Below are 26,955 nucleotides of genomic sequence, written 5' to 3'. Positions count from 1 at the left end.
ACTCATTGCAGGCCTGATCGCTGCGCCGTTCGCCATCCTTGCGATTCTCTATGCAGGCGGCTTTCTGGGGCAGATATTGGGCAACTACGCGGCATGGAAACATGGCGGCGGCATCCCCGGAGACGGCACATCTCCGGCGGCAGCGTCGCCCGATTTTTTTACCTGCCTGACCTCTGTTCTCCATCCGCCCTATGGGGTGTACGGGGTGCTGATCTGCATTGGCCTGCTGGCGATCCTGCTGCTCATGGTCATGCGGATGGGCTACAGTGATACCGGCGAGTATGACACGGACCGGAACTTTGTCTATTCGGCCAAGGGCACCTACGGCACCTCCGGCTGGATGGGCCGCAAGGAAATGAAGGGTGTACTGGATCTGGTGCCGGACCTGCGCAAGCACAAAGGTATTGTACTGGGGATGCTGGACGGGAAAGCCGTCTGTATTCCCGAGAATCCCCGTATCAACGGCAACCTGGCCGTGTACGGCTCCAGCGGAAGCATGAAGACCCGGTCGTTCTGTATGAACCGCATCCTTCAGGCGGTAATCCGTGGGGAATCGCTGATCATTTCAGATCCGAAAAGCGAACTCTATGAAAAATCCAGCGAATACCTGCGGGATCAGGGCTATTGCGTCAAGGTTTTCAACTTGGTGCTGCCGGAAAACTCAGACAGCTGGAACTGCCTTTCCGAAGTGGAAGGGCAGGAACTGATGGCGCAGCTTTTTGTGGATGTCATTATCAAGAACACCAACAGCACCGGCAAGGGCGACCACTTCTGGGACTCCTGTGAGATGAACCTGCTGAAAGCCCTCGTCCTCTATGTGGACCAGAGCTATGCCAAAGAAAACAGGAATATCGGCGAGGTGTACCGGCTGCTGACGCTGAACGGGGAATCCGACTTGGATAGCCTGTTTGATGTTCTGCCGCCCACCCATCCGGCCAAAGCGCCCTACAGCCTGTTCAAGCAGGCCAGCGACACGGTGCGCAGCGGCGTCATCATCGGCCTTGGCTCCCGGCTGCAGGTGTTCCAGTCGGAGCTCATCAAGAAGATCACCACCCGGGATGAGATCGACCTGGAACTGCCCGGCCAGGAGCGGTGCGCCTACTTCCTCGTTACCAGCGACCAGGACAGCACCTTTGATTTTCTGGCAAGCCTGTTCCTGTCCTTCTGCTTTATCAAGTTGGTGCGATATGCAGACAAGAACTGTGAGGGCGGCAAACTGCCGGTTCCCGTCCATATCTTGGGGGAAGAGCTCACTGCCTGCGGGACCATTCCGGACCTCTCCCGCCGTCTCAGTGTGATTCGATCCAGAAACATATCCATGAGCTGTGTCTTCCAGAACCTTGCGGGTCTCCAAAACAGATACCCGCTCAATCTCTGGCAGGAAATACTTGGAAATTGCGACGCGCAGCTGTTTTTGGGCTGCACAGACAGCCTGACGGCGGAATTCATCTCCGAGCGCACTGGTCTGGCCTCTGTGTCAGTGTCCAGTAAATCCAAGCAGCTGGGTACCTGGCGCATCTCCAATTATACGCCGGAATACCGGGAGACCTCCGGCGTCGGCAAACGACCCGTCCTCACCCCGGATGAAGTGCTTCGTCTGCCGATTACGCAGGCGCTGGTCATTATCCGCGGCCAAAAAGCCCTGAAGGTAGAGAAGATGGACTACTCCAAGCACCCGGAATCCTCCAAGCTCCGCGACTGCAAAGCCTCGGCGCACATTCCTGAATGGCGAAAATTGGAGGAACAGGCGCAGCCGAAGCCTGCCGCCGCACCGTCCCCGCCCCCCAAGCCGCAGGGGACCGCCCCCAAAAAGCCGGTAAAGAGAAAGCCCAAGGCAGCCGGCACACCCGCCGGCGCCAAGCAGGCAGCTCCGGCCCCTTCCGCTGAGGCCCCGGACGGGATCATCACCACAGATAAGGACTCGATCCTTTCTTAAATTCACATCATAGGAGGTTTTTACTTATGGCAACCAAGAAAAAGGAATTGCTGGAGCAGGAAAATTCCGCTCCTGAGACCACGGTTCCCGTGGAGAACACTCCGCCCCCTGATGAAGCGCAGGCTGATATGGCGGCGCCTTCTGATGGCGGCGATTTGAATGAGCTGCTGGCCTCTATGGACCAGACTGATGAAGATGCTGCCCCCATGGCGGATGGCGGTACCCTCCCGGAACTTACCGAAAGCGAGGTGTTTAGTACGGCAGCTGCCGATACTGCGGCGGCAGACGCCCTCCCCGGCGAGGACGACACCGCTGTTCTGGCAGAGGGCCCTGACAGTGATGATGGCGAAGATACCTCTGCTGTTCCCGCTGATGATAGTGCGGCCGATGTCCCCGGTGAGCCTGTTTCTGAAGCGGCTGAGGAACCGGAACCGCCCAAGCCCAAGCGGGCCACCCGCAGGAAAAAGACCGCGCCGGCCGAAAGTATGGAGCCGGCGGAAGGAGTTCCCGCAGAAGCAGAGCCTCCTGAGCCGATGGCTCCCGTTGAGGAAGATGCGCCGTCTGATGATAGCGAAGCGGCTGCGGCAGAAACTCCTGCCGCTCTGGCCGAACCGCCGGCAGAGGCAGCCCCTACTCCCGCTTCTACTCCCAGGCGCACCGCCGCTCCCCGCCGCAGAGAGCCTTCGATCCTTACCATCCGCAGCCGGGAAGATGTGGAGACACAGGAAGACCGTGAGGACATCATCTGGCATGAGATCCACAACGCCTACCGCACCCGCCGCATCCTCACCGGCAAGCTGGGCGGCATTGAGCAGCTGGACAACCGCAAAACGGTGGCTGTGGTGGACTACAAGGGATTCAGAATCATCATCCCCCTGAAGGAAATGATGATCAACCTGGGCCGCAGCCCCTCCGGCCAGGAATACACTGACCTGATGCTGCGCCAGAACAAGATCCTGGGGAATATGCTGGGCGCCGACATTGACTTTGTGGTGCGGGGCATTGACTCCAAGACCCGCAGCGTGGTAGCCAGCCGCCGGGAGGCCATGATGCGCAAGCGCCAGACCTTCTATTTCGATTTGGACCCGGATGGGATGTACCGCGTCTACGAGGGCCGCATTGTCCAGGCCAGGGTCATCGCTGTGGCGGAAAAGGTCGTCCGTGTGGAGGTGTTCGGCGTGGAATGCTCCATTCTGGCCCGCGACCTTGCCTGGGACTGGATCGGCGACGCCCATGAGCGGTTTGCTGTGGGCGATGAAGTGCTGATCCGTATCCTCAGTGTACGGCGCAACAGCCTGGAGGACCTGGGCATCCGGGCCGACATCAAGAGCACTTCGGAAAACACTGACCGGGACAACCTGCAGAAGTGCCGCATCCAGGGCAAATACGCCGGAAAGGTCACCGATGTTCATAAAGGTGTGGTCTATGTCCGGCTCGCCAATGGCGTCAATGCGGTAGCCCACTCCTGCTATGACTACAGGATGCCCGGCAAGAAGGATGATGTGTCCTTTGCCGTCACCCGCCTGGATATGGAGCGGGGCGTGGCCGTGGGCATCATCACGCGGATCATCCGGCAGAATTTGTAATGCACAAAAGCCGCTTGGGAAGTGCCGAATGCGCACTTTCCAAGTGGCTATTTTTATTACTATGCACTGTTACAAAACTCTATTTTTTCTCAATGTTAATAACTCGTTGTGTCCAATTTCGGTAAAAGGCTTCTTCATGCGATACGAGCAGTACCGTTCCCTCAAAAGTTGAAAGGGCTGTTTTCAAAGCCTCTTTTGCCTGTACATCTAAATGGTTTGTAGGTTCATCCATAATTAAGAAATTGCAGGGAGTCAGAGTAAGCAGACACATTTTTACCTTTGCCTGCTCTCCACCGCTTAATGTTCCTATGGCCTGCATAGCGTGTTTACTGGAAATCCCACATCGCGCCAAATGTTTGCGGACATCTTTTGTCACCATATTGGGATAAGCATTGGCAACAATTTGAATGGGCGTCAATTCAGGTTCTTGCCACTCTAAATCCTGTTCAAAATATCCGATAGTAACCTGATCGGAAAATTTGAAATGGCCCTGCATAGATGGAATTTCCCCAATCAGGGTTTTTAACAGTGTCGATTTTCCAATCCCATTAAATCCAGTAATAACAACTTTTTGTCCTCCCTTAATGCTAAATTCAACGTTTGATAAAACGGGGTAATGGTAGCCAACTGCCAGATGTTTCACCAACAAGTGTTCTGTATTGGTTAATGGAAGTACGGGAAAATGGAAGTACGGAATAATTTCCTTTTGGTCTAAGGCCTCCATCTTTTCCATCCGGTCAAGCTGCTTTTGTCGTCCTCTCGCCATCTTTGCTTTTCTTCCCGCTATGTTCTTCCGTATAAATTCCTCCGTCTTTTTAATTTCCTTTTGCTGGGCCGCATATTGTCTTACATAATCTTCCCGCAGCAAAGTTTTCTTTCGCAAAAATTCGGAATATGTGCCATAGTATTTCGTGATAGTATCGTTATCAATATCACAAATGCGGTTCGCTATCTTGTCCAGAAAGCCATAATCATGGGAAACTACTAAAAAAGCATTTTCCAAAGCAGATAAATATTCTGCCAGCCATGTCACATGGTCTTTATCAAGGAAATTGGTCGGCTCATCCAGCAACAAAACATCCGGTTTTTCCAGCAGCAACTTCGCTAAAATTACTTTGGCTCGTTGTCCGCCACTCATTTCTGCAATCGAACGGTCAAGGCCAATAGCCAGAAGTCCTAACCCATTGGCGACACGCTCAATGGCTGTATCTATCGAGTAAAAATCGTGGGCTTCAAGCTGCTCCTGATAATGGGCGGCCAGTTCAAGGCTTTTCATATCGCCGTCAGCAGCTTTTTCATAGAGCTCCATTGCCTGTGCTTCCATATCAAATAGCTTTGAGAAAGCAGATTTAAGGAATTCCTTCATCGTTAGGGAATGGTCAATTTCCGCATATTGGTCTAAATAACCAACCGTAGTATTTGGTTGCCAGACGATACGCCCGCTGTCTGGAATGATCTGCTCCGTACAGATTTTGATTAAAGTGCTTTTGCCGGTTCCGTTCTGTCCGACAATACCAATATGTTCCCCCTTGTTGAGTGTAAAGCCTGCATTTTTGTATAGCACATTCTCTCCAAAAGAGTGTGTCAGTCCGTCAATTTCTAATAAGCTCATGTTTATCAATCCTTTCCTGTATATTCTGGACAAAAGAAAACGGCAGAAAGCAAAGATACATAAGTGTATCTGCCTTCTGCCTCTGGCATAGTAGCTCAAAAACAAAAGGCTATGGACAAAACATTGTCCATAGCCTCATACACATTATAACTGCATGGGAAGCCACTTTCTAAAAATGGGTATAAAATCCCCTTTGATGGCTTCCCGATGAAATCTAAATGCGTCGTTTATACGCTATACTCTGCACAATGTTTCATCGGTATGGATTGTACAGAGTCGATTCTCTTTTTACGCTGATCGGTTAAATGAAAATTCATATTCATGGCTCTATCTCCTTTTGAGAGGTATAACCCCTATTTTTAATAATACTATGGAAAACATGGTTTGTCAATCATGATACGCCGTTATTGCCCTGCTCCTAATAACAACGCATTTTACAAATTAGATATTGCCTTTTTTTAAAATATGCTGTATTTAATTTTGAAAATGTGCTATACTGATATTTAGAAAGGGGCGATCACATGAATCTGAAGAAAATAAGTTTTGGAAACTTCAAATGTCTTTATAAGGCATCTTTTGAGCCGGGAAAGGTCAATGTATTTATCGGAGCCAACGGCTCTGGTAAATCCACCATTCTGGAAGGAATCGGTTTGTTAAGCGCGGCCATGACTGATCGGGTTGATGCTGCCAGTCTCCAGCGCAAGGGAGTTCGTCTCAGTGTTCCTGCCCTCTATAAGTCAAATTTCAAGAGCATCAACCGGCTAAAGTCTACCGTTGATCTTTCTTTGGAATGGGATGATGGTAGCAGCTCGGATGTGTACCAGTATGATGTTCACTTAACTACCCCTACGGATACAGAGTACTGGAAATATCATTCTGAAGCATTTTTCCAGAATGGCGAAAGGTTATGGGGACGCAGCAACGCCTCTTCCCAGCAGAGTAACAATTATATTGGTTTCTTTCTCATTGATGATGCGATCAACTTGAATGCCAGCCGAAAAATTGCAGAGGATTTTTCGGCATATGGTATTTTTCAGCCTAACACAATTACATTGCGCGGTACTGCACCTGACACGACCCAAACGACCCCGATTGGGTTGAACGGCGGCCGCCTCGCAGAAGCTATTAAGGCATTGATCCACTCCGAGGATGATGAAGTGTTTTTCGGAAATCTCTATATGGACGACATTCTCGATATGATTGACTGGGCCGCTGACATTACAGTGGCTGCCCCGAAGAAAAGCAATATCAACGCCAATGTTCCAACTACTCGTGATATTATCGAGTTCACAGACCGCTACATGAAAGACACCGCTCAGTTTACCGGCTACGATGCAAGCGAAGGCGCTCTTTATGTACTATTCATGCTTGCACTGGCAATGCACCCGCAAGGTCCATCCATTTTTGCAGTAGACAGCTTTGATCACGCATTAAATCCGCGCCTGGCAAAAAAAATGATGGAGGTCTTCTGCAATCAAATTTTGCAACAGGGCAAGCATGTTTTTCTGACTACCCATAATCCGCTTGTCTTGGATGGATTGGATTTGAACAATGACAATATTCGCTTGTTTGCAGTGGATCGTGATTCCAACGGCTACGCCCAGATCCAGCGTATCAAAGTTTCTCAGGAACTGATCAATGAAGGCCAGCCGCTGTCCCGGCTTTGGATCAATGGCCGGTTGGGAGGTGTGCCTACTCTGATATGAAACACATAGGAATTGTTTGCGAAGGTCCCACCGATTATATTATTTTGAAAGGTGTTATTGACCAGATCACTGGGGCAAAAAACACATATGTCATGCTCCAGCCAGAAAATGACCTGACCGGAAAATACGGGAACGGATGGAAAGGCGTCTGGAAATGGTGTTATGACAATGCATCTATCCGTAAGGAATTGATGAAGGGCATCCAGCCGGCTCTGGATTTTTTAGTTATCCAAATGGATGGTGATGTATCACGGAAAGAAAAATCTTCTCATTGCTGGTGCGAGACGACACAATGTGTTCATAAGGGAGAATGGAATCCTTTAGAGTGCGATATTACCCCCGAAGGGCGAGCTGTCTGTCCCATCGTTCTCCCGTGCCCGGGGCATACTGCTTCTGTAGCAGGATATGTGTCCCACCTCAAAGGCCTCCTTACCACATGGCTCAAAGAAACAGATGATACCTGTATTGTTATCCCATGTGACAGTACTGAGGCCTGGATTGTTGCAGCATATGATCAAACCGATGGAATTGAGACGATTGAAGAGCCGTGGGAACATATCATTGCACACGGGAAATATTATCACAACATTCGGATTCCAGGCCAGAAAAAGCGCACCCGCATATTTGAGCAGTTTGTACCTACTGTCTGTGAGAACTGGTCCAAAGTAACCGAACTTTGCCAGAGCGCACATGATTTCGAGGAATCTCTTTTGGCACTTGTATAAATTCTTCAGCCGCATAAAGGCCGCATGGGATGCAAAACCCCATGCGGCCTTTATGTTTTGCCCTTGAAATCAAATTTCTATGAGCCTGATCTCTCGCCCCTGAACATGGGCATCGCGCAGCGTGAACAGCGTCCCCCCTTTGTCCCGTCCATCATACACCGCAATCACACGTTGCGACTGGGCAACCATATAGCGATTGCGGTTCATGTAGCACGAAGGAACATAGTGGTCGGAGATCACTTTCACGCCATCGCAGGCATGGCGAGTGTTCTTATAGCATTTGAAAAGCTGTAAGAACACTCGTCTTTTTTTGTTGCTTTTGTTGCTTTCATCCGGCGATAGTGGATGGGGCGTAGTTGACGACTACGCCCTTTCTTGTGTTTACGGACACCTCCGGCGCGGGTAGCGGGATCAGCTCCGGGATCTCAACGACCCCTACGCAGTTATAGTGAATACGGAGCCGCTGTTCCCACACACCGTCTATCTTCTCGGCGTTGAACACTTCGATCTTCTCGATGAGCTCGTTCAGCATCCGGGGAGTCAGCTTGCGGGCGCGGGTGTATTTGCGGACCAGGGAGATGAACATAGTGAGCGACCACGGCGGCAAGGGCGTTCTCGTCGCCGCTTACGGCTGCCAGGATCACCGGCACCGGAATCGACTTCACTTGTCCGGCCATTCAAATCCCTCCTTCATCAGGTACTCGCGCAATTCTTTCAGCGTAACGAGCCGCCGCTTGGATACGGTCTGATGGACGATGTTCAGCTTCTCGCTGATTTCACGGTCCGTCATTTCCAGGAAGTAGGCAAGCAGGATGACATCTCGCTTGCCCTCCGGCAGCTGCGCCAAGGCGTCAGCCAGAAGATCGCCGGTCACGACTACCGGGAGTCCCAGCACTTCAAAGACATGCTCGCTCATAAAGTGCTTGTCCCACACGGCGGTCTGCTCCAGTTCAGAAGCTGTCAGCTCGCCCAGGGATTTCTCCTGGGATTGGAGACTGGCAAGTTCGCGCTGGATGTACCGGGCCTCATTCTTCAAAACCTTGACGCAGAAAGCGCCAAACTGATTTTGAATACGCTGCTCATAGGAGTCTTTCATTTTCTCACCTCCCTTCGCGCCGCACGGGTGCGGGGTGGTGATCTCCTCCCTTTCGCCTCAGTAATGCAAGGCTTGCGATTTTGGCAACCGCGAGCGGGAAGAAATTTTTATGAAAGGCTCCGCTGTATAGCGAAGGCCCGCATAAACAGCAAAAAGCGCCTGTCTGCAAAACGCAGACAGGCGCAAATGAACTATTAAACGCTTTTATGTAATCATACAGTTCATACTCATAAGCAGAATGTGCCCCGGTGGTGACCGGGCTTTTTTTGATGGTGCGGGTATTGTCTTATTTTGTCGAAATTCTCCTTGCCTCACGGCGGCTCCCTCCTAAAGCCGCCATAATCTTTAGCGTGTGGTCGTCGTTCCTTTTGGGGGACAAAAAGCGGCGGCCTTGATATTCAAAGCCGCCGCGATAAAAGGGCATGGATAGTGTCTGCTGAACGACGGCTTTTTTTCTTTTGCCGTCGCCCGGCAGATAGATTTCAGCTATGACTGTTCTTGTAAGATAGTTTGTGCCTCACTCTCGCTTATGTAGCCATATTGGATCATTTTCTGGACAACATACTCTTGACGTTGCTCTGCCAGTTCCGGGTTTGCGGTCAATGAATAAATCGAGGGCGCATTGGGAATACCTGCCAAAAGTGTACATTCATAATCCGTCATATCTATGGGGGCTTTCCCAAAATATCCTTGACTTGCATCGTAAATACAGTAGTAGCCGTCTCCGAAATAGATGGAATTGACATACAACTCTAAAATCTCGTCTTTCGTATAGGCGTTTTCCAGTCGGAAGGCCATAAACATCTCAGCAATCTTACGGATAAAACTTTTTTCCTGCGTGAAATACAGGTTTTTGGCAAGCTGCTGTGTTATGGTGCTGCCACCCTCACGCAGACTCCAAGAGGTCAGATTATTCCAAGCGGCTCGGCCTATGGCAATCAGGTCGATCCCAAAATGCTGTTCAAAACGGTGATCTTCTACCGCCACAACGGCGTCCAAATAAATCTCCGGGATTTCAGCAAGGGTAGTATAATTGGGATCGGCTTGAATCTCTGCGACTTTCTGATCAAGAGGTTGCTCGGCAAGTGCATCACGGTACATTTTATAACCAAATCCGCCCAAAACACTGCCAGCAACGAGCATGGCCAGCATCGCTAGAGCGAAGAAGCGAAATAGGAACTTTCTTATTCTTTTCATACTGCACCTGCCTTTCCGTTTGAAATAGCGTCTATGTCATAGGCTCCGGCTTACGAATTGCCACCGTATTGTTCCTGCACGGCGGCAGGCATTTCATCAAATTGCACTTCCGCCCAGGTGACAACGCCTCGGAATGGAGCCACCTTCAGACATAGATATGCATCGTCAGTGAGAATTCGGCTCGTTTCAAAGCTCAGTTCTCTTTCTGCCCCGGTCTCGTCGTAGGTACTTAATGTGTAGCGATAATTCATCGCTCCATGCGGTGCAATCTCGGTTACACAGTCATTATCAATTTGCGTGTAGTAGTCCGAGCTTCTCTGTGTAGCCAGAAAAGCAACGATGATAAACGCTACCAACAAAATAGCTATGGAAGCAATGATGATTGTTTTTTTCTTTGCGTTCATAATGAGTACTCCTTATTCAATCTCAATGGATACGGTTCCGTCCGCCTGGTCGCCCCACACTCCGATATAAGTGCTTGTGCCATCCACTTCAACTGTGCCATCGTACTCACCGCTCTCCGAGAGAAGAATGGTCGGATCATCTGCACCTGAGCGAAGAAAAACCGCTGCCTTGCCACTTTCGAGAGAAAGAGAACAGGTGATGTGGAGTGTACTTCCCGCTTCGCGCTCCAGGGTAGTACCACCAAACAAAATCTCTGTACCTGCAAAATCGGAATACGTTGCTTCATAGGACCCCGTGTAATCATCTGCACCGTTCTTTTTGTGGCCTTGCAGTTTACTTTGGGGCGTCAGCGCAGCAGTCCCCGCATCATCAACAAATTTGCCAAAGGCTTCCAAGATGCTGTTTTTTGCCTGACCGTCATCAGCTTCGGATAAAGCATCAAGGGCCTGATTAGTGCCATCCGCCAATCCGTTCAGTACAATATCCGTGCCATCCGTCAATCCACTTAACACAGCATCCGTACCGTCTGCCAACGACTGCATGACCGTTGAGCATCCAGACAGGCTGACGACACAAAGAAGCGCACAAAGAAAAACGCAGATTTTACCTTTATAGTTTGATTTTCGCATGAACTCTCTCCTTTCGTTAGGCGCGACGCCTGCCGCGACCTTTTTTGGCTTTTTTCTTTTTCGTATTGCTCGCCTTTTTGCTGGGGCGGGAAAGCAGCAATATTGCCATCGTCAAAACCAACACTGCCGCTATGCCTGCCAGCGCCAGCAAAGTGCTTGGGGCCTGTGTAGCGCCGTTATACGCCTGCATATCAAAACCGGCGAGAATCAGCGCCGCCGAAAACGGGTAGGCAGAGAGCAGGAAGCCGCTCTTGAAGAACAAAATGCAATACCCCAGGAAGAACGTCAGAAGCGACCCGCCCAGGTAGGCCCCACGCATCTGGCCGAAAATCAGGATCATCGGCATACAGACCAGGCTGGTATTGAAAGCGGCTGCGACTAACTGCACGCCCTGCCGCAGCAGAACAGCGGCAGAAAGCCCATCCAAACCGGCGAGCGTGCCGGTCAGAACCGTTACGGCTACACTATAAATCCCAAACAGGATTGACAGGAAAATCGTGACGATCAGTTTCCCGCCCAGCAGCTTTGGGTATGATACCGGCACCGTCAATAGATTCTTCATGGTGTCATTTGTATTCTCACGGTCGATCAGCCAGCCGCCGATCATGACAAGCGAGATTGGCAGAAAAATCTGCGTGTTTCCCCAAATCACATTGGCAAACAGTTTGACAAAATCAAAGTTCTGATCCCGCATCTCCGGGTTGATAATCAGCTGGGTGCCATACTGCACGACAGGGCAGAGCGCCAGAGCCACAATACCAACCAGCAGGATCTGGCAGCGCCGCAGCTTGCGCCATTCTCCTTTTAGAATACTCCACATGACTTTACACCTCCTTAACAGCTCTGACGCTTATAGACCAGCGCGATCAATGTCAGGAACACCGCCGACTCCAGGATAACGACCAGGAACGCCTGAGGCGTTGTCACAAAGTAAGGACTGATCCGTTCCATCAATTCCGTCATCTGTGCGCTGGAGCTGGATGTGTCCAGATACTGAAAGAACCAGCGGAAGGTCAGCGGTCCAGGTAACAGCGTACCCGCATTGAACCCAAAGGGCTGCATGATGAAATAGTCGTTGGTGCCAAAAATATAGTTGACCGCCGTATAGAAGAACGTGATGATTACGGAGATAATGTAACTACGGTTCAAAAGCACCACCAGGAGGACGCAGGGCAACGCCCCGGCCCACATCATAATTCCCTGTCCGATGCCTACAAAAAACAGCTTCCAAAAGCCGACCGGCTCCAGCCCGGATGCCAGCACGATAGCCAAATTGACCAGGCCGCCGACAGCCATAAACGCGACGGAAAACAGAAACAGCAACGTCATCTTCGCCAAGGCCAGCGCAGGTTTGCTCACGGGAACAGTCATCAGGTTCTTTAGGGTATCGTTGTCCTGTTCTTCAAAGAGCAGATTCGATGCCAAAACCACCACAGCGGGCATCAGAAGCAGATAGGCGCTCAACTGGAACAGAGTGGACATCAGGCGATCCACCGCTTCCGCGCCACTTGAAAACTCCTGCATCTCCGGCAGAAACAGCGCACATCCCAAGGGGATCAAAGCCGAAATGGCCGCAGCCGCAAAGAACAGGGGCTTTCGTTTTAGCTTGGCAAACTCACAGCGCAAAAGTTTAAGCAATGCCCTCACCCCCTGTAACCTGTTTGAAGTAATCTTCCAGAGTGTCCTCATAGAGATGGGCATCGGACACAGACAGTCCTGCGTCCACAAACAGCCGGACTGCCGCGCCGGTGTCCAACTGAAGGTCGCGGACCGTCAGCTCATTGGCACTGTCCACTTCGATATTCTGAATGCCAAGTTTGCTCTGAAGCAGGTTAGCAGCCAGTGCAGCATTGGACACCGTAAAACGGAGATACTTCCCGTTCTTTGCTTCCAGCTCCTCCAGGCTTTCTTCCTCCAGCAATACGCCGTGGTCAATGATTCCGATGTCATCGGCCAGCAGGGAAATCTCCGACAGGATATGACTGGAGATCAAAATGGTTTTCCCTGTGGCATCGCACAGTTCCCGAATGAAATCACGTACTTCTGCGATGCCGATAGGGTCGAGGCCGTTGATCGGCTCGTCCAAAATCAGCAATTCAGGGTTGTGCATGACAGCCAGTGCGATGGCAAGACGCTGCTTCATGCCCAGCGAATACTGGGAAAACAGCTTTTTGTCCCGGTATGGCAGGTTGACGACTTCCAGAGCGCTCTTGATATATTTGGGACTTTTGAGACCTCGCAGATCGGCAAAGATCTGAAGGTTTTCTGTCCCTGTCAGGTTCGGGTAAAATCCCGGTGCTTCAATCAAGGAGCCGATACGGGGCAGGATGTTCTTTTCGTTGCCGCGAAGCGGTTTGCCGAAAATCTTCACATCGCCGGAGGATGGAGCAGTAAGGCCCAGCAACATCCGCATGGTGGTGGTTTTCCCGGCTCCGTTGCGGCCCAGCAGGCCGTAGATACGCCCTTTCCTCACATGGATGGACAGATTGGACACACTGTGCTGCTCTCCGTATGTTTTGGTAAGGCCACGGGTTTCGATAACATAATCGCTCATGTGCGAATACCTCCTTTTCGTGATGGTCTAAGCATACCATCTCAACCTTGAGATAACGCTGAGCCAACCTTGAATTATCTCTGAGATTTTAGACACAGAATAGGCATCCGGCATCCTTTGCGGTATAATGAAAATAAAGATAGGTGGTGAAATTTGCTTATGACAAATCACAAAATACTGCTGGTCGATGATGACCGCGATGTATTGGAAATGCTGCTCTCCATTTTCCAGCGGGCAGGGTATACAAATCTACGAACTGCCGCATCGGGCGCTGAGGCACTGCGGATATGGCAGGAAGAACAGCCAAGTCTGATTGTGCTGGATGTGATGATGCCGGATATGGACGGCTTTTCGGTTTTGAAAAAGATACGCCGGACAAGCCGGGTCCCTGTTCTGATGCTTACCGCCCGTGGTGAAGCAGAGGATCGCATTGAAGGGTTAGAAATTGGTGCAGATGACTATCTCGCCAAGCCGTTTTTGCCCAAAGAATTGCTGCTCAGAGTCGGCGCGATCCTCAGCCGCGCTTACCCAAGGCAAAATGAAATGGTGGAACTCGCTGGAGCCACCGTGGATATGGACAATGCAGAAGTTTGGAAAAACGGTGAAAAACAGGCATTGACCGCCAAAGAGATGCAGCTTTTTGAAAAGCTGTATCAAAACGCAGGGCGGATCGTGACCACGGGTATCCTGTGCGAGACAATATGTGGAGAGTTTTGGCAAGGGTATGAAAGCACCCTTTCTACCCATATCCGGCACCTGCGGGAAAAGATTGAAGAGAACCCATCAAAGCCGGTTTCCCTTGTCACTGTCAAGGGCCTTGGTTATCGCCTCAATCTCAAGGAGGTGTCACCATGAGCGCGGTGCAGCGTTTTTTCCGGCGGTATATCGTTTCCACGGTCGGAATCGTAATTTTATTTTTGGCCGTTAACCTCGCCTTGTTCGTTGCAATCATCCTTACAGGCAGTATGAGCGGGGCGGATACCTCTTTTTCCGTCCGCGACTTCTCGGACCACGTTGTGATGCAGGATGAAAAATGGGTTGCAGATGATGCCGCCCTCTCCATGCTGCAAGAACAATCTGCCTGGGCGATGTTGCTGGACGAAGATGGCGATGTCGTCTGGCAGCAAGACTTGCCGGAGAACCTGCCGCGTTCCTACACGAGTACGGAAGTGGCCTCGTTCAGCCGCTGGTATTTGGAGGACTATCCGGTAAAAATATGGACGCGTGCGGACGGCAACCTTATGGTTGTCGGCTATCAACCTGGAACGCTGGTAAAGTATTATTTTTCTCTGGAGTGGCCCTATATGGGGGTTATGCTCGGTGGAATCGCAGCGGTTTTTATTATCAATCTGCTGCTCATTATTTTCCTGATTCTTCGGAACACACGCAAAGTAGAAAGAGCTATGACGCCCATTCTGCAAGGTATTCAAAATTTAAGTCACGGAAAAGCGTCACATCTGGAGGAACAAGGGGAACTGGCCGAAATCAACGCCGGACTGAACCGGGCCGCAGACTATATGAAGAAAAAGGACAACACCAGAGCGGAGTGGATTCGCGGAGTATCCCACGACATTCGCACACCGCTTTCGATGGTCCTGGGGTATGCCAGCGAGCTGGAAGATGACCGCAACCTTCCGCCGAACGCAAGAAAACAGGCAGGGATTATTCGCCGGGAAAGCGAAAAGATGAAACGGCTGATTGACGATTTGAACCTGACTACCAAGCTGGAATATGCGCTTCAACCCGTTCATTTCAAAGATGTGGATTGGGTTGAGACCAGCCGCCAAGCTGTCAGTGAAGTGCTGAACAGCGGCCTGGACAGCCGGTATGAGATCGTATTTGCCGAGATGCAGCCAGGGCGCACAATCCACCTTTTGGGGGACGAGGGCCTGCTGCGGCGTATGCTGGATAATCTGCTCCGTAACAGTATCACCCACAATCCACAAGGATGCAGGATTGCCGTTTCTGTCGGAGAAGAAAATGGGCGCTGCATTTGCACGGTTTCAGATGACGGAATGGGAATCACACCGGAACGTCTGAAGGCATTAAATCGCGGGGATGACATTGCCAGCACCCAGGGCAGCGATGAAAAGGCCGAGCATGGTCTGGGCTTAAAGCTGGTGGCGCAGATCGTAAAAGCTCATCGCGGAATCGTCTCCTTTTCCGCTAACGCCCCGCATGGGTTAGAAGTTAGGATTTCGTTGCCGACCCAGCCGCTTATTTCATAAGCATAGAACAAAACCCGGAAAGGAAAACAGATGAGCCAATACCTTGAAGCACTGCGGCAGGCGATGGTCATTTACCCGATGATTGTTGTCCTGTTCACAGTGCCGTACATCGCATGGAGTTATCACAAATATGGATCAGTCCTCAGTTTACGGGTGCTGATCGTGTACAGCTTTATTTTGTACCTTCTCTGCGTCTACTGCCTTGTCATTCTACCGCTGCCTACGCCGGAGAAAGCGGCTACGCTGCATGGGCATAAAGCTCAACTCATCCCATTTTCTTTCATCGCCGATATAGCCAAACAAGCGCAGATCCAGCCTGGACAGCCTGCAAGTTGGCTTAGCATTTTCACCGGCAGTGCCTTCTGGACCACCGTGTTCAATCTGTTTATGACAATGCCTTTCGGTGTCTATCTGCGTTACTACTTCTGCTATAATTGGCGCAAAACTTTGAGACTATCTTTTTTGCTCTCTCTGTTTTTCGAGCTGACCCAACTCAGCGGCCTGTATTTTGTCTATCCAGGCAGCTACCGCCTGTTTGACGTAGACGACCTGATCGTCAACACTGCGGGCAGCATGATTGGATTTGCCTTGGCCGGGCCAGTGAGCCATCTGCTGCCTACCCGACAAGAATTGGATACCGTTAGTTTCCGGCGGGGTGCGTCCATCTCCTTTACGCGGCGTGTTTTCTCATTTCTGGCCGATATGGCTTGCCTGACCTTTGCATCAGGTATTCTGGCCGTAGTTGTGGTCTCGTTTGGAATCACTCTCTCCATTCAATGGATGCCAGTTCTATTTATTGCCTACTTTGGGCTGCTGCCCATTTTGCTCCACGGTCAGACGCCCGGCAAACGGCTGACCCGCATGAAAATCATGCAAAGGAATGGCGATGCGGCACATTGGTATCAATATTTTCTGCGCTATGGCCTGCTGATTGCAGGTCTGGTCGGAGCACCATATTACTTGAACCGGCTACTATTTATTCTGATGGACGTATTGCATCTGGACAGTTTAGCATCACTCGTACTGCATGGGTTACTGATCGGTGGGTATTTGTTCTGGCTATTCTTTGCCGGGATTCGTATGGCCCTGCACAAGCCCTTGTTCTATGAGCGATGGTCACGGACAAAATTGGTAAGCACGGTGAAACACACATCGAATTGAGCATTGGCTTGATATTCATACTTTTTTGCGTCTAACAAAACTTCAAAAAGCATTTATAATGCCAAAAATCAGGGATAGGGCGAATGGCTAAAAACCATTCGCCCTATCCTTACTTTTGCGCTGTATTTTTTGCCCGTTATCTGCAATATGAATTATATTGGTGTGTTTGTCAAACGAAAATGTGAGCAAAAGGGCCCCAAAAAAGTGAGCACCTTCAGCACCAGATTTCATGTCGTGAGCAATGCTTTTCCCAAGTACCAAATGCTCACCTTTTGAGTACCCGGAAAGATGAGGGCCTTTTGCAAGAGTGGGTACCCTGGGGGGCCTAATGCTCACATCAGTCCCCTGGGGGGGGCCAAACGCTCACATCGGTGTCCAAAGCCCTTTTGCACTAATTTTGAGTACCCTAAGTGTATGCTCTCTGGCGGTTTAGGGACTGGGTAAGCCGGTAGCTCTCCCCAGAGAAAATCACAATATGGCTGTGGTGAATAAGCCGGTCAACAAGTGCCGCAGTCAGGCGGTTGTCGCCAAAGACGGTGTTCCACTGAGAGAACTCCAGGTTTGAGGTAATAATCAGGCTCTTGCGCTCGTAGCAATCGGAAATCACTTGGAACAGCAGTTCAGCGGCATCCTTGTGCAGAGGGACGAAACCAATCTCGTCAATCACAACAAGCTCTACCTTTTTCAGCGTATCCAGGTAGTTGTTCAAGGTCCCCTTGGTGTTCTTCTCCAGCAGGATGTTTGCCAACTCCGCCGCAGTAAAGAAGCGGACACGCCGCCCCTCCTGGCAGGCTTTCAAAGCAATAGCCGTAGCCAGATGGGTCTTTCCCGTCCCAACGCTCCCCATAAAAATCAGGTTTTCTTTTGGGGCAAGGAAATGGAGGTCGGTCATGTATTCCTGTGTCAAGCCGCCAGGAAGTTCAATGGCGGAGTTCCACACAAAATCATCCAGTGTCTTCATCACCCGGAAACCAGCCGTCTTTACCATGCGGTTAATCCGGTTGGCCTCTCGTTCCTGTAATTCCAGCGTCAAGAGGTCGGTCACATATTGCTCGGTATTTTCGTAGGGGACGCTCCGCCAGCCTTTCGCCATGCCGCCCAGCTTCACTTGCCGCATGAGCTGTTCAATCTGTTCAGCCATGAGCCTCACCTCCCATCAGGCCATCATAGGCTGAGAGGTTTGGATTGTAGTTCAGCAATGGGGCTCCGGAGAGTTTAAGCGGATCTGGGCGGTACTCCTTCTTGGCAATCATGTAATAACACTGCCGCAGGCTGTCCACATCGGCCCGGCCATTGGCGGCTGCCATTTCCAGAGCATCATCACAGAACTCAGAGTTTCCGTCAGCAACGATTTCGCTGAGAAGTTGCAGGGCGCTCTTCCGCTCTTTTCCCTTGGTGGAAGCAAGATAATCCTGCCACCGTTGCGGCATTTGGTGGAAGAAACGGGTATGCTCAATCGCTCCTGGCTTTTTGCAGAGGGTGGACACATACTGCGTCCAGTCGTAGACCTCATCATTGGTTTTGTAGCTTCTGGGAAAGCGTCCAACCGGTCTGTGGTCGTGGTAAAACGCTACATGGTCATAGAAGATTTTGGCCTGTACTTTTTCGCCGGCCAGCATGGGAGATAGCCCGTATTTATTCGTCTCAATCGTTGCAAAGCCTGTTTTACTCACGGTAAGCGTCGTTTACCACAACGGCCCGTGGGTCGGCGGCCTGTATCTCTGCAAGCCGCGCTCTGTCCTCTGGATAAAGGGTGTCGTCCAGATCAAGGTGAAACGCCTCCGCCTGCCAGCTCCGGCCCTCACGCCAGAACGCCAGCCATGCAATGCCGTTCCGCAGGTCGTCTTGATACTCTGATACCATGTCCCTAAGACTTGCCATCGGCAGCCCTCCTTTCTGAAAAATGGCATAAGAAAAGCAGGAAACCATCTCTGATTTCCTGCGGGAAGTGTTGCTGTTTGTGTGGCAGCTATTAAGTTAAACGGATTTTGGCGTACTGGGATTTGTTGATTTTTTCTGTTGCGCCCATTTCTTAATGATGTAAAAGTTATACCAGGTTTTTTGTTAAACGTGTTCCAATGGTTAAATACGGCTCACCCAAATATTCGCTTTTTTCAACTACATAACCGTTCTTTTGATAAAACGATATGGCGGCCGTATTTTCCTGAAATGCCCATATAACGATTTCTTGATAACCTCGCTTTTTAGCTTCTTGTTCAGAAAAAGAAATACACTGGCTGCCGATATTATGTCCTTGTGCTTCCGGCCTTACATAAATACGCCAAATCTCAAAAGCTCCCTTTTTATCCATATCTGCTGTATCACCTATTGATAATAGCGCTAATATCTGGCCTTGTTCTTCCCAAACATATTCTAACAGCCGTCTTGATTGAAAGTCATGCTTTAATTCCTCTGCGCGTTTTTTACAACCATCTTCATTTAGCAAAAGTGGATTTACATAATCTGAATATGTCTTTTTCCAATTTGTATTCACTATATCAATCGCTATATTATAATCTTTCTCTGCTAAAGGGCGTATCATAAATTTGTTCCTCCAACTTGACTTCCAATTTGTCGCTGGACTGATTATACCTCATTTAACAAGATAAGCATAGCGGAATTTTGTAAACACTTGATGAATGGTAACAGGGGTTTGGGGATATGCCCCAACAAGCAAAATCCCCGGCCCGGCAGGGGTGGCCGGGTCAGAGATTTGCCGGAAGTGTGGCTACACTTCCTATGCTTGCTGTTTTTTAGTTTTTGTCCCTCCGTTCAATACGATAGTTGACGTATTTCCCGCCGGTATCAGCCAGAAGCACCGTCCCGTCGTAGGTTTTCCCGGTTTTCATGGAACGCAGGCCCTTTACCTTTGCCTTTCCGTCTTTGAGAAGCGCAGCGGCGATTTTCGGCGTGAACGCCTTGCCCCGTTCCTCAAAAAATCGGTCATTCTTCCACATGACAAACTGGCAGGCCCGGTTTCCGCAGTAGTAGTTTTTCTTGCCCTCGTAGACGGCTTCGCCGCAGCGGGGACACTTGCCGATAGACACGCGCTCTTTCTGAAACAATTTCTGCGCGTCCTCGCTGATCTGCGAATAGCCGGAAATCAGGCCCCGCGTCATTTCCTCAATGCCAGCCATGAAGCCGTCCGGGTCAGCCTCACCCTTGGCAATGGCCGTCAGTTTGGTTTCCCATTCCGCGGTGAGCTGGGGAGAGGTCAGCACATCCGGCAGGACGCAGGCAAGGTTGTGGCCGTCCTTGGTGGGAAGAAGCTGCTTGCCTTTCCGCTCCACAAAGCCCATCTGTACCAGCTTTTCTAAGATGGAAGCGCGGGTGGCCGGGGTTCCCAAACCTTGGCGCTCGGCGTCCTCCGGCATATCCTCGGCCCCGGCCCGTTCCATAGCCGACAGAAGCGTATCTTCGGTGTAGGGCTTCGGGGGTGTGGTGAAACGCTCGGTAACGGAAGCCTCCACCTTGTCAAAACTGGTACTTCCAGTCGGGACGGTAGAAACGGCAGTCGCCGCAATCCTCCGGCGCTCCGGCGTCGCCGCTGTCGTAGTGGTCGAAGCCGGGCTTGCCTTGCATGAGGCTTTCAAAGGCGCGGTCGCTGCCGGAAGTGAAATACATGGCGTCGCCTCCTTTCTGAATTTGGGCGCAAAAAAAGCGGCGTCCTTTTCTCCCACAGGGGGATCAGAGAACGCCGCTTCTGCGGTGTCGTATTCAATTTTAGTCTGATGTGCCGTCTGGGACGGGGCATTTCACGGGAAGTAGTAAGCGTGTCGAGGCTCATCCCAAAAGTAGTAATTTGGTAGTAAATTCGGTGTCCCTATCCCGTGATTTGCCCGTATTTACAGGCTTTTTCGAGATAATCAGAGTTGTTGAAAATAATTGTGAATGCAAATACGGCTTTGTGATCCTATACGCAACAAATATCATCAGTACTCCAATATTTATTGCACATCATTCAAAGTAGAATATTTTGATATAGAATTAGCCAAAGCTCGTAGGCATACTCATTCTAATAATTATCAGAATAGATAAAATACCAATAGCGAAAACTGCTGACCAAACCCATAACTTTTTGGATTTCCAGTCAATCGTGCTTTTGGTGATTTTTTCAAAGATAATACCCATTACAATGGAGAATGTAAAGATACCGCCCCAAATAGCCCAACCGTAATGACCGTAACCGTATGCTGCTCCTGCGGGGTTTTGGCCCCCTAATTCACCAATAAGTAGTCCAAGCGCAAATCCTGCCAGTGTTGTAAATGAAAAATACTTTTTCCCAAACAATGCAGGGATTACGGATACCGCCATAGCAATCCAAAATATATTTTGATGTAGCAGCCAACCATATAAATAGCTTAACTGTGCTGGATCATCTCCAAATAGCCACCCTATTACACTTGTTTGCTGCCCAGTTGTACCGAAAATGCGTCCAACAAGATAGACAATGACATACCCAACGGCAACAACCAGTGTAAAAAATATATTCTTTTTTATTTTTTTACGGCGTTCTTCACGTTTCTTTTCTTGCTCCATTTTGTAAAGATAGTAAATCTGTTCCGCCGGTGTGTCCTTTTCTTCTTCATCGGAAGCTAACAGTATATCTACTGTCGTGCCGAATATCTCTGCCAGCTTGAAAAGATTCTCTGTGCTTGGGGCGGATTGACCTGTTTCCCACTTTGTTACTGCTTGTCGGCTTACACCGACAAACTCAGCCACTTTTTCTTGTGATAATCCAGAGCTTTTTCGTTGCTCCTTAATCCTTTCGCCTAATGACATATTCTTCACCTCCACCTATATTGTAGCGAAAGCGGCACTCTCATTCTACCAACTATTTAGCAACTATCGGTTGCATTCCAAAATTCGCATCAATTTATCACTTTAACCCTCTGACGGATATGTTTTTGAGCATTTTAGGATTAAGTTTATTATACCAAAGGGCTCATGAACAAATCTACATCATTTCAGCCTGTCAGCGGCATTGTTATCTCTGGCACACTGCCGCGCTGCTTCCCGCCGTTCCTCACTGTATGGGGCAGTTAGGCGGAAAGAGAAGCGGCCTTTCTCAATGCCGAACTCCTTTCTGTTCTCCTATTACTCAATAGTGGCATTTTCGAGTGGTTTCGGCCCTTGACTATCAGACTTCGATTACACAAATCTAGAATTTCATTTTGGATTTGTATAATCGCCATCGCTAAAAAGAATTGGCACAGGATTGCCCATACATTGGCGCAGTCCTGCCCTTTCGCCGTAAATCCAAATCTGCTATACTTGGTACAGTCAAAACTTTGTAATGCAGCCGTTCCGGTCGGGACGGCTGTTTTTCATTTGTAAGTAAAGGTGGTGGTTCACATTCATACTTTCCTGCAAAAAGTCCGCAGGACATTGAAGAGCGAACGGGGCGAGGCCAACTATTTCTCCACGGTGGTGTTCATCTTCATCGCCGTCATCCTGCTGGCCTTTATCATTGACCTGTTCGGCATCATCTCCACAAAACAGGAGTTAGACCATGCGGCAGATCAGATGGTCAAACAGATCCAGCTGTCCGGCGGCATCAACAGCGAGACCGACTCGCTCTTTGACTTTCTGTGCTCGGAGATCGAGGGGGCGGAGAATATCACATACTCCATCGATGCCACATACAAGACGCCTACGCCGTCCGGGATGTCCCGGGCCATCCAGCTTGGGACGCCCTTCTATATCACCATTGAGGGCGAGGCCAAACTGGGCGGCTTCTGGAACCTGGATCTGGTCAACATCACGGTGGTGGCCCGCGGCTCCGGCGTCAGCGAGCACTATTGGAAGTGAGGTGGCCTATGAAGCGTTTTCTTTCATGGCTGCGCCGGCCGCTTCGCAACGAGCGGGGCGAGATTACTTTCTTTGCCTGCTTCTTTGTAGTCGGGGTCGTCATGCTCATCTCTTTCCTGCTTCTGTACGCCTCGGTGCGGATCACCTGCATCAACATCCGCAACGGCGCCAAAATGGAGCTGAACAACCTGAGCGCCACCATCTATGCGGACACCTACCGCTCCCAGCGGGAGACCAACTTCGAGGAGTACCTGCGCACCCTCTATTCCAGCAATGACTATACGGAAATGCTGGAGGCCACTGTCGCCGGCGGCCTGGCAGAAAAGATCCCGCTTTCCACAGAGGACTATGAGGTATCCGACATCAGCCTGGAGTTCAATGTGGTGGGCGACCGGGTGGAGTATATCTTCTATTGTGATGTGGAGTTCTATGTGCGCATGTTCGGGCACAGTTACCCCACCATCACCCAGCGGGTGGAGCTGACCGGCTACCACAACACCAAATTTTAGCGGCGCTGTTGAAATTCCAGTCAGCTCCGCAGTATAGGCTTTATATAACAGCAAAAAGGAGTGTGGACACACATGAAGAAGTTTTTCCAATCCAAAGGCTTTATTGTTTCAATCCTGGCCGTCCTCTGCGTTGCCATTCTGGGCGTCTGCTGGTTTGTGAGCCGGGACCGCACGGAAGAATTCCAGCCGGATGAATCTCCTCCCAGCAGCACCAGCAGCGACTGGTCGGATGGCGGCGCACAGTCTGGCGACGGGAGCGGGGGCGCAGACGCCTATGCACCCGGCCAGTCTTCCAACGCCGAAGAGGAATATCCCAAGGTGACCTCAGAATCTGAGGGCGAGGTTGAAATCGACTTTACCGATACGGAGAAGCCGGATGAAACACCGCCCCCTGTGCCGGAAGGCAAGACGGAGATCGAAGATCCCGGCGAAGAGCATGAGGTCAATCCCGACCCGGCAGTACCGGAAGTCACTGCCCCTCCTGAAGAGGAATCCACTTCCAGCAATGAGCCGGCCCCCGGCTCCAGCAATGGCAGCGGCGCTGTTTATGATCCGGTGTTTGGCTGGGTAGTCCCCGGCGATGTGCAGCAGTCTACCGGCGACAGCGACGGTGATCTGAATAAGCAGGTCGGCAACATGGGCGGCTGACCACCTACAACTGAATATGGACTTGAAAGGCCGTCACAGGATTGTGGCGGCCTTCTTATTTTCAAAAAGAACGGAGCGTGATGTATTTGAAACGACTTCTCGCCCTCTTATGCAGCCTCGCCCTGGTGTTCTGCCTCGTTCCCTCCACGGCATTTGCATCGGGAGGCAACGGGAACATTGACGGTGGCGGCGGCGGGATGGGGCAAGGCACATCCTCAAACTTCTGGAATCCCGGCAACGATGGCGTGCGCATCACGGTTGTGGATGCGGAAAGCGGCGCTGCCGTGTCCTCACCGCTGGACTTTTCCAACCGGACACAGAAAAGCAGTATCCTCCATTTCGGCAAGGTCAACAAGCTGCAGTACCTGAGCGGCTCCGGCCTCTCCCTCCAGTCCGGGGTGGCCTATTCCTGCATCAAGCCCGCGCAGTCAATGCCCACCATCGTCAGCAGCAAAGGCCAGAGCAACATTGACGCCATCAAGCGGTACTTCTGCTCGGAGTACGCCTGCATGATGGTTGCCCAGGCTGCGGGCGTGGACTACGAGCGGATGATCGCCGGCGAATATAAGCTGCTGATCGAGCCCATCGCCTACTTTACCCACAACGGCCAGTATTACTGCATGACAGCCACTGAGGCTGGCCTTTACGATCAGATGTCCGGCGGCAACCTGCGCCGAACCATGACCTCGCTGACCCATAAGAACCTGCCGCTGTCCATGTTTCTGGAGTTCAGCGATCTTGGCATTTCCGCCTGGACCGGCAACACCACCGGGACGCAAAACAATTCCGACATCATCAATACACTTGGCGTCGGCATCGTCTGGTTTGATGAAGCCCCGCCCGAGGGTGAGATCGAGGCCCCTGATGTGGAGTACCGGGTGGATACCGATGTCATCACCTCTGTCACCCTGCGGACGGATACCGACCTGACGCCGGATAATCCCGCTTCGGTGACCTTCCATATCCTCGGCACCACCTATCGCGTCAACGATATCGTAATCCCCGCTGGCGATAGCCAGGTAGTCTGGGTCAAGTGGCATACCCCCACTACACCGCAGACAGTCACCATCACGGTATCCGTCAGCGGCGCCTATACTGCCCAGGATACCTTTGTGGCAAAGATCGTGGACCTGAACGAACATATCCCGCCCGACCCGGTAGCCACAGACACCAATCCCTCCTATACTGTGCCGTCCCTGCCCAATGAAACGCAGAAACTCACGGCCAACTGGGGCGTCTGGAGCTGCTACTGGGTGCCGGTATGGGTGTGGTGCGATCACGGCGAAGACGGCGGGCATTGGGTGGATGAAGGCTATTGGGAATATGAGTACACCGGCTATTCCGCCTCCATCAGCGGCGTCATGTCCCTGATGCCGGACGATATTGTGCCGACGGCCTCCGGAAAGTCCATGAAGAGCGGGTACGGCGTCAAGCAGGATGTGACCGCCACGCTCTCCACCGACGCGCCCACCAGCCACATCACCCATCCGCAGACGGCCTTTTCGGTGTTCCCGGAGTTCCAGTATGAAACCTATCTCCGCCTGCTGCAGCGAGTGTCCTGCGGCCGGAGCGCCAAATTCACTTTCCAGCCCAATGAGTTCTCTACTTACAGCCGGGAAGTGCACTTTACCCCCATCTGGTTCCCGGATGCGACGAACTACACCGTCTTCACCCAGGTCTGGGATACCTGGACGCCGGACGGGATGCTGAGTATCAACCTGAATGACTATGTTTCCATTGACGGGAGCCTCTATGATGACTGGTACACCAATCGAGAGTAATGTGTGGATGGCCTACCTGCTCACTGTTTTTCTGGTGGTGACGGGCTTTGCCGTCTATGACATCCTATACAGGCGGGTGCCCGACCGGGCGCTCGTCTTTTTTATCCCCCTGGCCGCACTGGCCCCGCTGATCCAGGTCTACTTCACTCTGGAGTATGGCCGGACGCCCATTTTTATCTGGCCCGTTGTGGCTGAGGCGCTGGTAGGTGCGCTGCTGGGCTTCTGCATCCCGCTGGCCGCTGCTATGGCGACCGGCGGCAGCGGTATGGGCGGCGGGGACATCAAATTCTGCGGGGTGCTGGGCCTGGTCTATGGTCCCTCCGGCATGGCGCTGGTATTCCTGGTGGCCGCCGGCTTTGCCATGCCGGTGGTGCTGCTGTTCCGGCGGCTCTTCCGGGACAAACAGCCCATTGCGATCCCGTTTTTACCTTTTCTGGCCTGCGGCTGCTCTGTGGCGACGCTGGCTGAACTATTTTTATGACAGGAGAGATGCTTATGAAACTCAATAACCGATTCATCTTCGGCATTCTGTCCCTGGTTCTGGCGGCGGTCATCGCATTTGTGGCACTGCCCACCATTGCCCGGCAGACCAACGGCAAGACGGAGATCGTCCGCATCACCCAGCCGGTGCTGAAAGGCGAAAAGATCACCAGCGACAATGCCGAAGTCGTAGAAGTGGGCGGATACAACCTCCCGTCCAATGTGGCCCACAGCATGGAGGATGTGGAGGGCCTGTATGTAACGGCCGACCTGGCCGCAGGCGACTACATCCTCACCAGCAAGGTCAGCACCGTCCCTGTTTCCTCGGATGTGGCGCTCAACGATATCCCCTCCGGCAAGGTCGCCATCTCGCTGACTGTAAAAACGCTGGCCTCCGGCCTGTCGGATAAGCTGCAGCCCAACGACATCATCCGCATCTATCACTTCCTGGAGACTGCGGAAGAGGTGCCGGAGCTGCGCTTTGTCAAGGTGCTGTCGGTCACCGACTCTGACGGTATCAATGTGGACAACACCAAGGAGCCCACCGAGGACGAAGAGCCGCAGCAGTCTGCCACCATCACTGTGCTGGCAAGCCCGGAGCAGGCCCGTATCATTACCGAGATGGAAAATGACGGTGTGGCCCATGTGGCGCTGATCTCCCGCAACAACGACCAGCTGGCCGAGGAACTGCTGGCCGAGCAGGACAAGACGCTTCAGGAGATCTACTTCCCCGAAACACTGGTTGAGGAAAATACAGAAGGCCAGGATGGCGGAGAAGCTGCTGAAGGCACCACAGATGGCGGGTCCACAGGCGAAGCGGGCACCGAAAATACGGAAGGCGGCGCCGAGACGGCCCCTGCGGATGACGGGCAGGATGCCGCGTAACAGAAA

General features: G+C 51.5%; 28 protein-coding genes and 1 pseudogene. 13 read left to right on the top strand and 16 right to left on the bottom strand.

Annotation, left to right across the window (positions count from 1 at the left end; genetic code table 11):
• The first annotated feature begins 4 nt into the window (after positions 1-4).
• Positions 5-1,936, top strand: coding sequence for a VirD4-like conjugal transfer protein, CD1115 family (locus tag B5F54_RS05375; RefSeq protein WP_442856107.1), 1,932 nt, complete (start codon positions 5-7; stop codon positions 1,934-1,936).
• A 26-nt stretch (positions 1,937-1,962) separates the two neighbouring features.
• A complete protein-coding gene (locus B5F54_RS05370; protein WP_087231537.1) occupies positions 1,963-3,522 on the top strand; it encodes a S1 RNA-binding domain-containing protein in 1,560 nt (519 codons plus the stop codon).
• Between the two features lie 79 nt (positions 3,523-3,601).
• Here the strand turns inward: B5F54_RS05370 and B5F54_RS05365 are convergent, their stop codons facing one another.
• Positions 3,602-5,134, bottom strand: a complete 1,533-nt coding sequence (locus tag B5F54_RS05365) for an ABC-F family ATP-binding cassette domain-containing protein (protein ID WP_087231533.1) — start codon at positions 5,132-5,134, stop codon at positions 3,602-3,604.
• Positions 5,135-5,655: 521 nt separating this feature from the next.
• On the opposite strand from B5F54_RS05365, the gene B5F54_RS05360 reads away from it, so the two are divergent.
• Both B5F54_RS05360 and B5F54_RS05355 read left to right on the top strand, forming a co-directional pair.
• Positions 5,656-6,840: an AAA family ATPase gene (locus B5F54_RS05360; RefSeq protein ID WP_087231530.1), complete on the top strand. Its 1,185-nt coding sequence runs from the start codon at positions 5,656-5,658 to the stop codon at positions 6,838-6,840.
• A complete protein-coding gene (locus tag B5F54_RS05355; protein ID WP_087231527.1) occupies positions 6,837-7,565 on the top strand; it encodes a hypothetical protein in 729 nt (242 codons plus the stop codon). The genes B5F54_RS05360 and B5F54_RS05355 overlap by 4 nt, the downstream gene beginning before the upstream one ends.
• Positions 7,566-7,893: 328 nt before the next feature.
• Here the strand turns inward: B5F54_RS05355 and B5F54_RS05350 are convergent, their stop codons facing one another.
• The 8 genes from B5F54_RS05350 to B5F54_RS05310 form a co-directional block, all read right to left on the bottom strand.
• Positions 7,894-8,172: a DUF4368 domain-containing protein gene (locus B5F54_RS05350; protein WP_242969641.1), complete on the bottom strand. Its 279-nt coding sequence runs from the start codon at positions 8,170-8,172 to the stop codon at positions 7,894-7,896.
• Positions 8,173-8,226: 54 nt separating this feature from the next.
• Complete coding sequence (locus B5F54_RS05340; RefSeq protein WP_087231524.1) at positions 8,227-8,661, bottom strand: RNA polymerase sigma factor; 435 nt, start codon at positions 8,659-8,661, stop codon at positions 8,227-8,229.
• Between the two features lie 486 nt (positions 8,662-9,147).
• On the bottom strand, positions 9,148-9,858 hold the full coding sequence (locus B5F54_RS05335; RefSeq protein ID WP_087231521.1) for a transglycosylase domain-containing protein: 711 nt from the start codon (positions 9,856-9,858) through the stop codon (positions 9,148-9,150).
• A gap of 50 nt (positions 9,859-9,908) precedes the next feature.
• Positions 9,909-10,262, bottom strand: a complete 354-nt coding sequence (locus B5F54_RS05330; RefSeq protein ID WP_087231518.1) for a YxeA family protein — start codon at positions 10,260-10,262, stop codon at positions 9,909-9,911.
• Between the two features lie 12 nt (positions 10,263-10,274).
• Complete coding sequence (locus tag B5F54_RS05325; protein WP_087252957.1) at positions 10,275-10,892, bottom strand: hypothetical protein; 618 nt, start codon at positions 10,890-10,892, stop codon at positions 10,275-10,277.
• Positions 10,893-10,908: 16 nt separating this feature from the next.
• Positions 10,909-11,712 (bottom strand): ABC transporter permease, encoded by an 804-nt coding sequence (locus B5F54_RS05320; RefSeq protein ID WP_087231513.1) that lies wholly within the window; start codon positions 11,710-11,712, stop codon positions 10,909-10,911.
• Positions 11,713-11,726: 14 nt separating this feature from the next.
• A complete protein-coding gene (locus B5F54_RS05315) occupies positions 11,727-12,539 on the bottom strand; it encodes an ABC transporter permease (protein ID WP_242962729.1) in 813 nt (270 codons plus the stop codon).
• On the bottom strand, positions 12,523-13,446 hold the full coding sequence (locus tag B5F54_RS05310) for an ABC transporter ATP-binding protein (protein ID WP_087231504.1): 924 nt from the start codon (positions 13,444-13,446) through the stop codon (positions 12,523-12,525). Before B5F54_RS05310 ends, B5F54_RS05315 begins: the two co-directional genes overlap by 17 nt.
• A gap of 159 nt (positions 13,447-13,605) precedes the next feature.
• Between B5F54_RS05310 and B5F54_RS05305 the strand changes: the two genes are divergently transcribed.
• From B5F54_RS05305 to B5F54_RS05295, 3 genes are read left to right on the top strand one after another with little or no spacing between them, the layout of a single operon-like run.
• Entirely contained in the window at positions 13,606-14,301 is a 696-nt protein-coding gene (locus B5F54_RS05305) for a response regulator transcription factor (protein ID WP_087231501.1), read from the top strand.
• The gene (locus tag B5F54_RS05300) at positions 14,298-15,674 is read left to right on the top strand and encodes a sensor histidine kinase (protein WP_087231498.1); all 1,377 of its coding nucleotides are present in this window, start codon (positions 14,298-14,300) and stop codon (positions 15,672-15,674) included. Before B5F54_RS05305 ends, B5F54_RS05300 begins: the two co-directional genes overlap by 4 nt.
• 30 nt (positions 15,675-15,704) lie before the next feature.
• Complete coding sequence (locus tag B5F54_RS05295; protein WP_087231496.1) at positions 15,705-16,835, top strand: VanZ family protein; 1,131 nt, start codon at positions 15,705-15,707, stop codon at positions 16,833-16,835.
• A gap of 406 nt (positions 16,836-17,241) precedes the next feature.
• Here B5F54_RS05295 and istB read toward each other — a convergent pair whose 3' ends face one another.
• The 7 genes and pseudogenes from istB to B5F54_RS05265 all read right to left on the bottom strand — a co-directional run bounded on the left by istB (position 17,242) and on the right by B5F54_RS05265 (position 21,617).
• On the bottom strand, positions 17,242-17,976 hold the full coding sequence (gene istB, locus B5F54_RS05290) for an IS21-like element helper ATPase IstB (protein ID WP_087231493.1): 735 nt from the start codon (positions 17,974-17,976) through the stop codon (positions 17,242-17,244).
• A complete protein-coding gene (locus B5F54_RS05285; RefSeq protein WP_140400329.1) occupies positions 17,969-18,508 on the bottom strand; it encodes a Mu transposase domain-containing protein in 540 nt (179 codons plus the stop codon). The genes istB and B5F54_RS05285 overlap by 8 nt, the downstream gene beginning before the upstream one ends.
• Complete coding sequence (locus B5F54_RS05280) at positions 18,501-18,716, bottom strand: hypothetical protein (protein WP_172749583.1); 216 nt, start codon at positions 18,714-18,716, stop codon at positions 18,501-18,503. Before B5F54_RS05280 ends, B5F54_RS05285 begins: the two co-directional genes overlap by 8 nt.
• 166 nt (positions 18,717-18,882) lie before the next feature.
• A complete protein-coding gene (locus B5F54_RS05275; RefSeq protein WP_087231490.1) occupies positions 18,883-19,377 on the bottom strand; it encodes a GNAT family N-acetyltransferase in 495 nt (164 codons plus the stop codon).
• Between the two features lie 211 nt (positions 19,378-19,588).
• Positions 19,589-20,329, bottom strand: a pseudogene (locus B5F54_RS05270) (DNA topoisomerase); the annotation flags it as partial.
• A complete protein-coding gene (locus B5F54_RS17275; protein ID WP_442856105.1) occupies positions 20,310-20,459 on the bottom strand; it encodes a hypothetical protein in 150 nt (49 codons plus the stop codon). The gene B5F54_RS17275 and the pseudogene B5F54_RS05270, both read right to left, overlap by 20 nt.
• Positions 20,460-20,822: 363 nt before the next feature.
• Positions 20,823-21,617: a helix-turn-helix domain-containing protein gene (locus B5F54_RS05265; protein ID WP_087231487.1), complete on the bottom strand. Its 795-nt coding sequence runs from the start codon at positions 21,615-21,617 to the stop codon at positions 20,823-20,825.
• A 606-nt stretch (positions 21,618-22,223) separates the two neighbouring features.
• On the opposite strand from B5F54_RS05265, the gene B5F54_RS05260 reads away from it, so the two are divergent.
• From B5F54_RS05260 to cpaB, 6 genes are all read left to right on the top strand, one after another.
• The gene (locus B5F54_RS05260; RefSeq protein WP_227603392.1) at positions 22,224-22,646 is read left to right on the top strand and encodes a DUF4320 family protein; all 423 of its coding nucleotides are present in this window, start codon (positions 22,224-22,226) and stop codon (positions 22,644-22,646) included.
• A gap of 8 nt (positions 22,647-22,654) precedes the next feature.
• Entirely contained in the window at positions 22,655-23,155 is a 501-nt protein-coding gene (locus B5F54_RS05255; RefSeq protein ID WP_087231484.1) for a hypothetical protein, read from the top strand.
• Between the two features lie 72 nt (positions 23,156-23,227).
• Complete coding sequence (locus B5F54_RS05250) at positions 23,228-23,803, top strand: DUF6550 family protein (protein WP_087231481.1); 576 nt, start codon at positions 23,228-23,230, stop codon at positions 23,801-23,803.
• Between the two features lie 80 nt (positions 23,804-23,883).
• Positions 23,884-25,584 (top strand): hypothetical protein, encoded by a 1,701-nt coding sequence (locus B5F54_RS05245; RefSeq protein ID WP_087231479.1) that lies wholly within the window; start codon positions 23,884-23,886, stop codon positions 25,582-25,584.
• Complete coding sequence (locus tag B5F54_RS05240) at positions 25,559-26,065, top strand: prepilin peptidase (RefSeq protein ID WP_242969640.1); 507 nt, start codon at positions 25,559-25,561, stop codon at positions 26,063-26,065. The genes B5F54_RS05245 and B5F54_RS05240 overlap by 26 nt, the downstream gene beginning before the upstream one ends.
• Before the next feature lie 14 nt (positions 26,066-26,079).
• The gene (cpaB, locus tag B5F54_RS05235; protein ID WP_242969639.1) at positions 26,080-26,949 is read left to right on the top strand and encodes a Flp pilus assembly protein CpaB; all 870 of its coding nucleotides are present in this window, start codon (positions 26,080-26,082) and stop codon (positions 26,947-26,949) included.
• Positions 26,950-26,955: the final 6 nt, after the last annotated feature.

Source organism: Anaeromassilibacillus sp. An250, from assembly GCF_002159845.1.
GTDB lineage: Bacteria > Bacillota > Clostridia > Oscillospirales > Acutalibacteraceae > Anaeromassilibacillus > Anaeromassilibacillus stercoravium.
The sequence above is the reverse complement of the archived record's forward strand: the minus strand, read 5'-3'. Positions and strand labels throughout refer to the sequence as shown.

What these genes read in the sequence shown, in the direction of transcription:
- B5F54_RS05305 (WP_087231501.1), top strand. Translation starts at nt 13,606, where the DNA reads ATGACAAATCACAAAATACTGCTGGTCGATGATGACCGCGATGTATTG.
- B5F54_RS05255 (WP_087231484.1), top strand. Translation starts at nt 22,655, where the DNA reads ATGAAGCGTTTTCTTTCATGGCTGCGCCGGCCGCTTCGCAACGAGCGG.
- B5F54_RS05355 (WP_087231527.1), top strand. Translation starts at nt 6,837, where the DNA reads ATGAAACACATAGGAATTGTTTGCGAAGGTCCCACCGATTATATTATT.
- B5F54_RS05295 (WP_087231496.1), top strand. Translation starts at nt 15,705, where the DNA reads ATGAGCCAATACCTTGAAGCACTGCGGCAGGCGATGGTCATTTACCCG.
- B5F54_RS05250 (WP_087231481.1), top strand. Translation starts at nt 23,228, where the DNA reads ATGAAGAAGTTTTTCCAATCCAAAGGCTTTATTGTTTCAATCCTGGCC.
- B5F54_RS17275 (WP_442856105.1), bottom strand. Translation starts at nt 20,459, where the DNA reads ATGTATTTCACTTCCGGCAGCGACCGCGCCTTTGAAAGCCTCATGCAA.
- B5F54_RS05265 (WP_087231487.1), bottom strand. Translation starts at nt 21,617, where the DNA reads ATGTCATTAGGCGAAAGGATTAAGGAGCAACGAAAAAGCTCTGGATTA.
- B5F54_RS05310 (WP_087231504.1), bottom strand. Translation starts at nt 13,446, where the DNA reads ATGAGCGATTATGTTATCGAAACCCGTGGCCTTACCAAAACATACGGA.
- B5F54_RS05320 (WP_087231513.1), bottom strand. Translation starts at nt 11,712, where the DNA reads ATGTGGAGTATTCTAAAAGGAGAATGGCGCAAGCTGCGGCGCTGCCAG.
- cpaB (WP_242969639.1), top strand. Translation starts at nt 26,080, where the DNA reads ATGAAACTCAATAACCGATTCATCTTCGGCATTCTGTCCCTGGTTCTG.
- B5F54_RS05240 (WP_242969640.1), top strand. Translation starts at nt 25,559, where the DNA reads ATGACTGGTACACCAATCGAGAGTAATGTGTGGATGGCCTACCTGCTC.
- B5F54_RS05340 (WP_087231524.1), bottom strand. Translation starts at nt 8,661, where the DNA reads ATGAAAGACTCCTATGAGCAGCGTATTCAAAATCAGTTTGGCGCTTTC.
- B5F54_RS05330 (WP_087231518.1), bottom strand. Translation starts at nt 10,262, where the DNA reads ATGAACGCAAAGAAAAAAACAATCATCATTGCTTCCATAGCTATTTTG.
- B5F54_RS05325 (WP_087252957.1), bottom strand. Translation starts at nt 10,892, where the DNA reads ATGCGAAAATCAAACTATAAAGGTAAAATCTGCGTTTTTCTTTGTGCG.
- B5F54_RS05365 (WP_087231533.1), bottom strand. Translation starts at nt 5,134, where the DNA reads ATGAGCTTATTAGAAATTGACGGACTGACACACTCTTTTGGAGAGAAT.
- B5F54_RS05300 (WP_087231498.1), top strand. Translation starts at nt 14,298, where the DNA reads ATGAGCGCGGTGCAGCGTTTTTTCCGGCGGTATATCGTTTCCACGGTC.
- B5F54_RS05335 (WP_087231521.1), bottom strand. Translation starts at nt 9,858, where the DNA reads ATGAAAAGAATAAGAAAGTTCCTATTTCGCTTCTTCGCTCTAGCGATG.
- B5F54_RS05245 (WP_087231479.1), top strand. Translation starts at nt 23,884, where the DNA reads ATGTATTTGAAACGACTTCTCGCCCTCTTATGCAGCCTCGCCCTGGTG.
- B5F54_RS05360 (WP_087231530.1), top strand. Translation starts at nt 5,656, where the DNA reads ATGAATCTGAAGAAAATAAGTTTTGGAAACTTCAAATGTCTTTATAAG.
- istB (WP_087231493.1), bottom strand. Translation starts at nt 17,976, where the DNA reads ATGGCTGAACAGATTGAACAGCTCATGCGGCAAGTGAAGCTGGGCGGC.
- B5F54_RS05370 (WP_087231537.1), top strand. Translation starts at nt 1,963, where the DNA reads ATGGCAACCAAGAAAAAGGAATTGCTGGAGCAGGAAAATTCCGCTCCT.
- B5F54_RS05280 (WP_172749583.1), bottom strand. Translation starts at nt 18,716, where the DNA reads ATGGCAAGTCTTAGGGACATGGTATCAGAGTATCAAGACGACCTGCGG.
- B5F54_RS05275 (WP_087231490.1), bottom strand. Translation starts at nt 19,377, where the DNA reads ATGATACGCCCTTTAGCAGAGAAAGATTATAATATAGCGATTGATATA.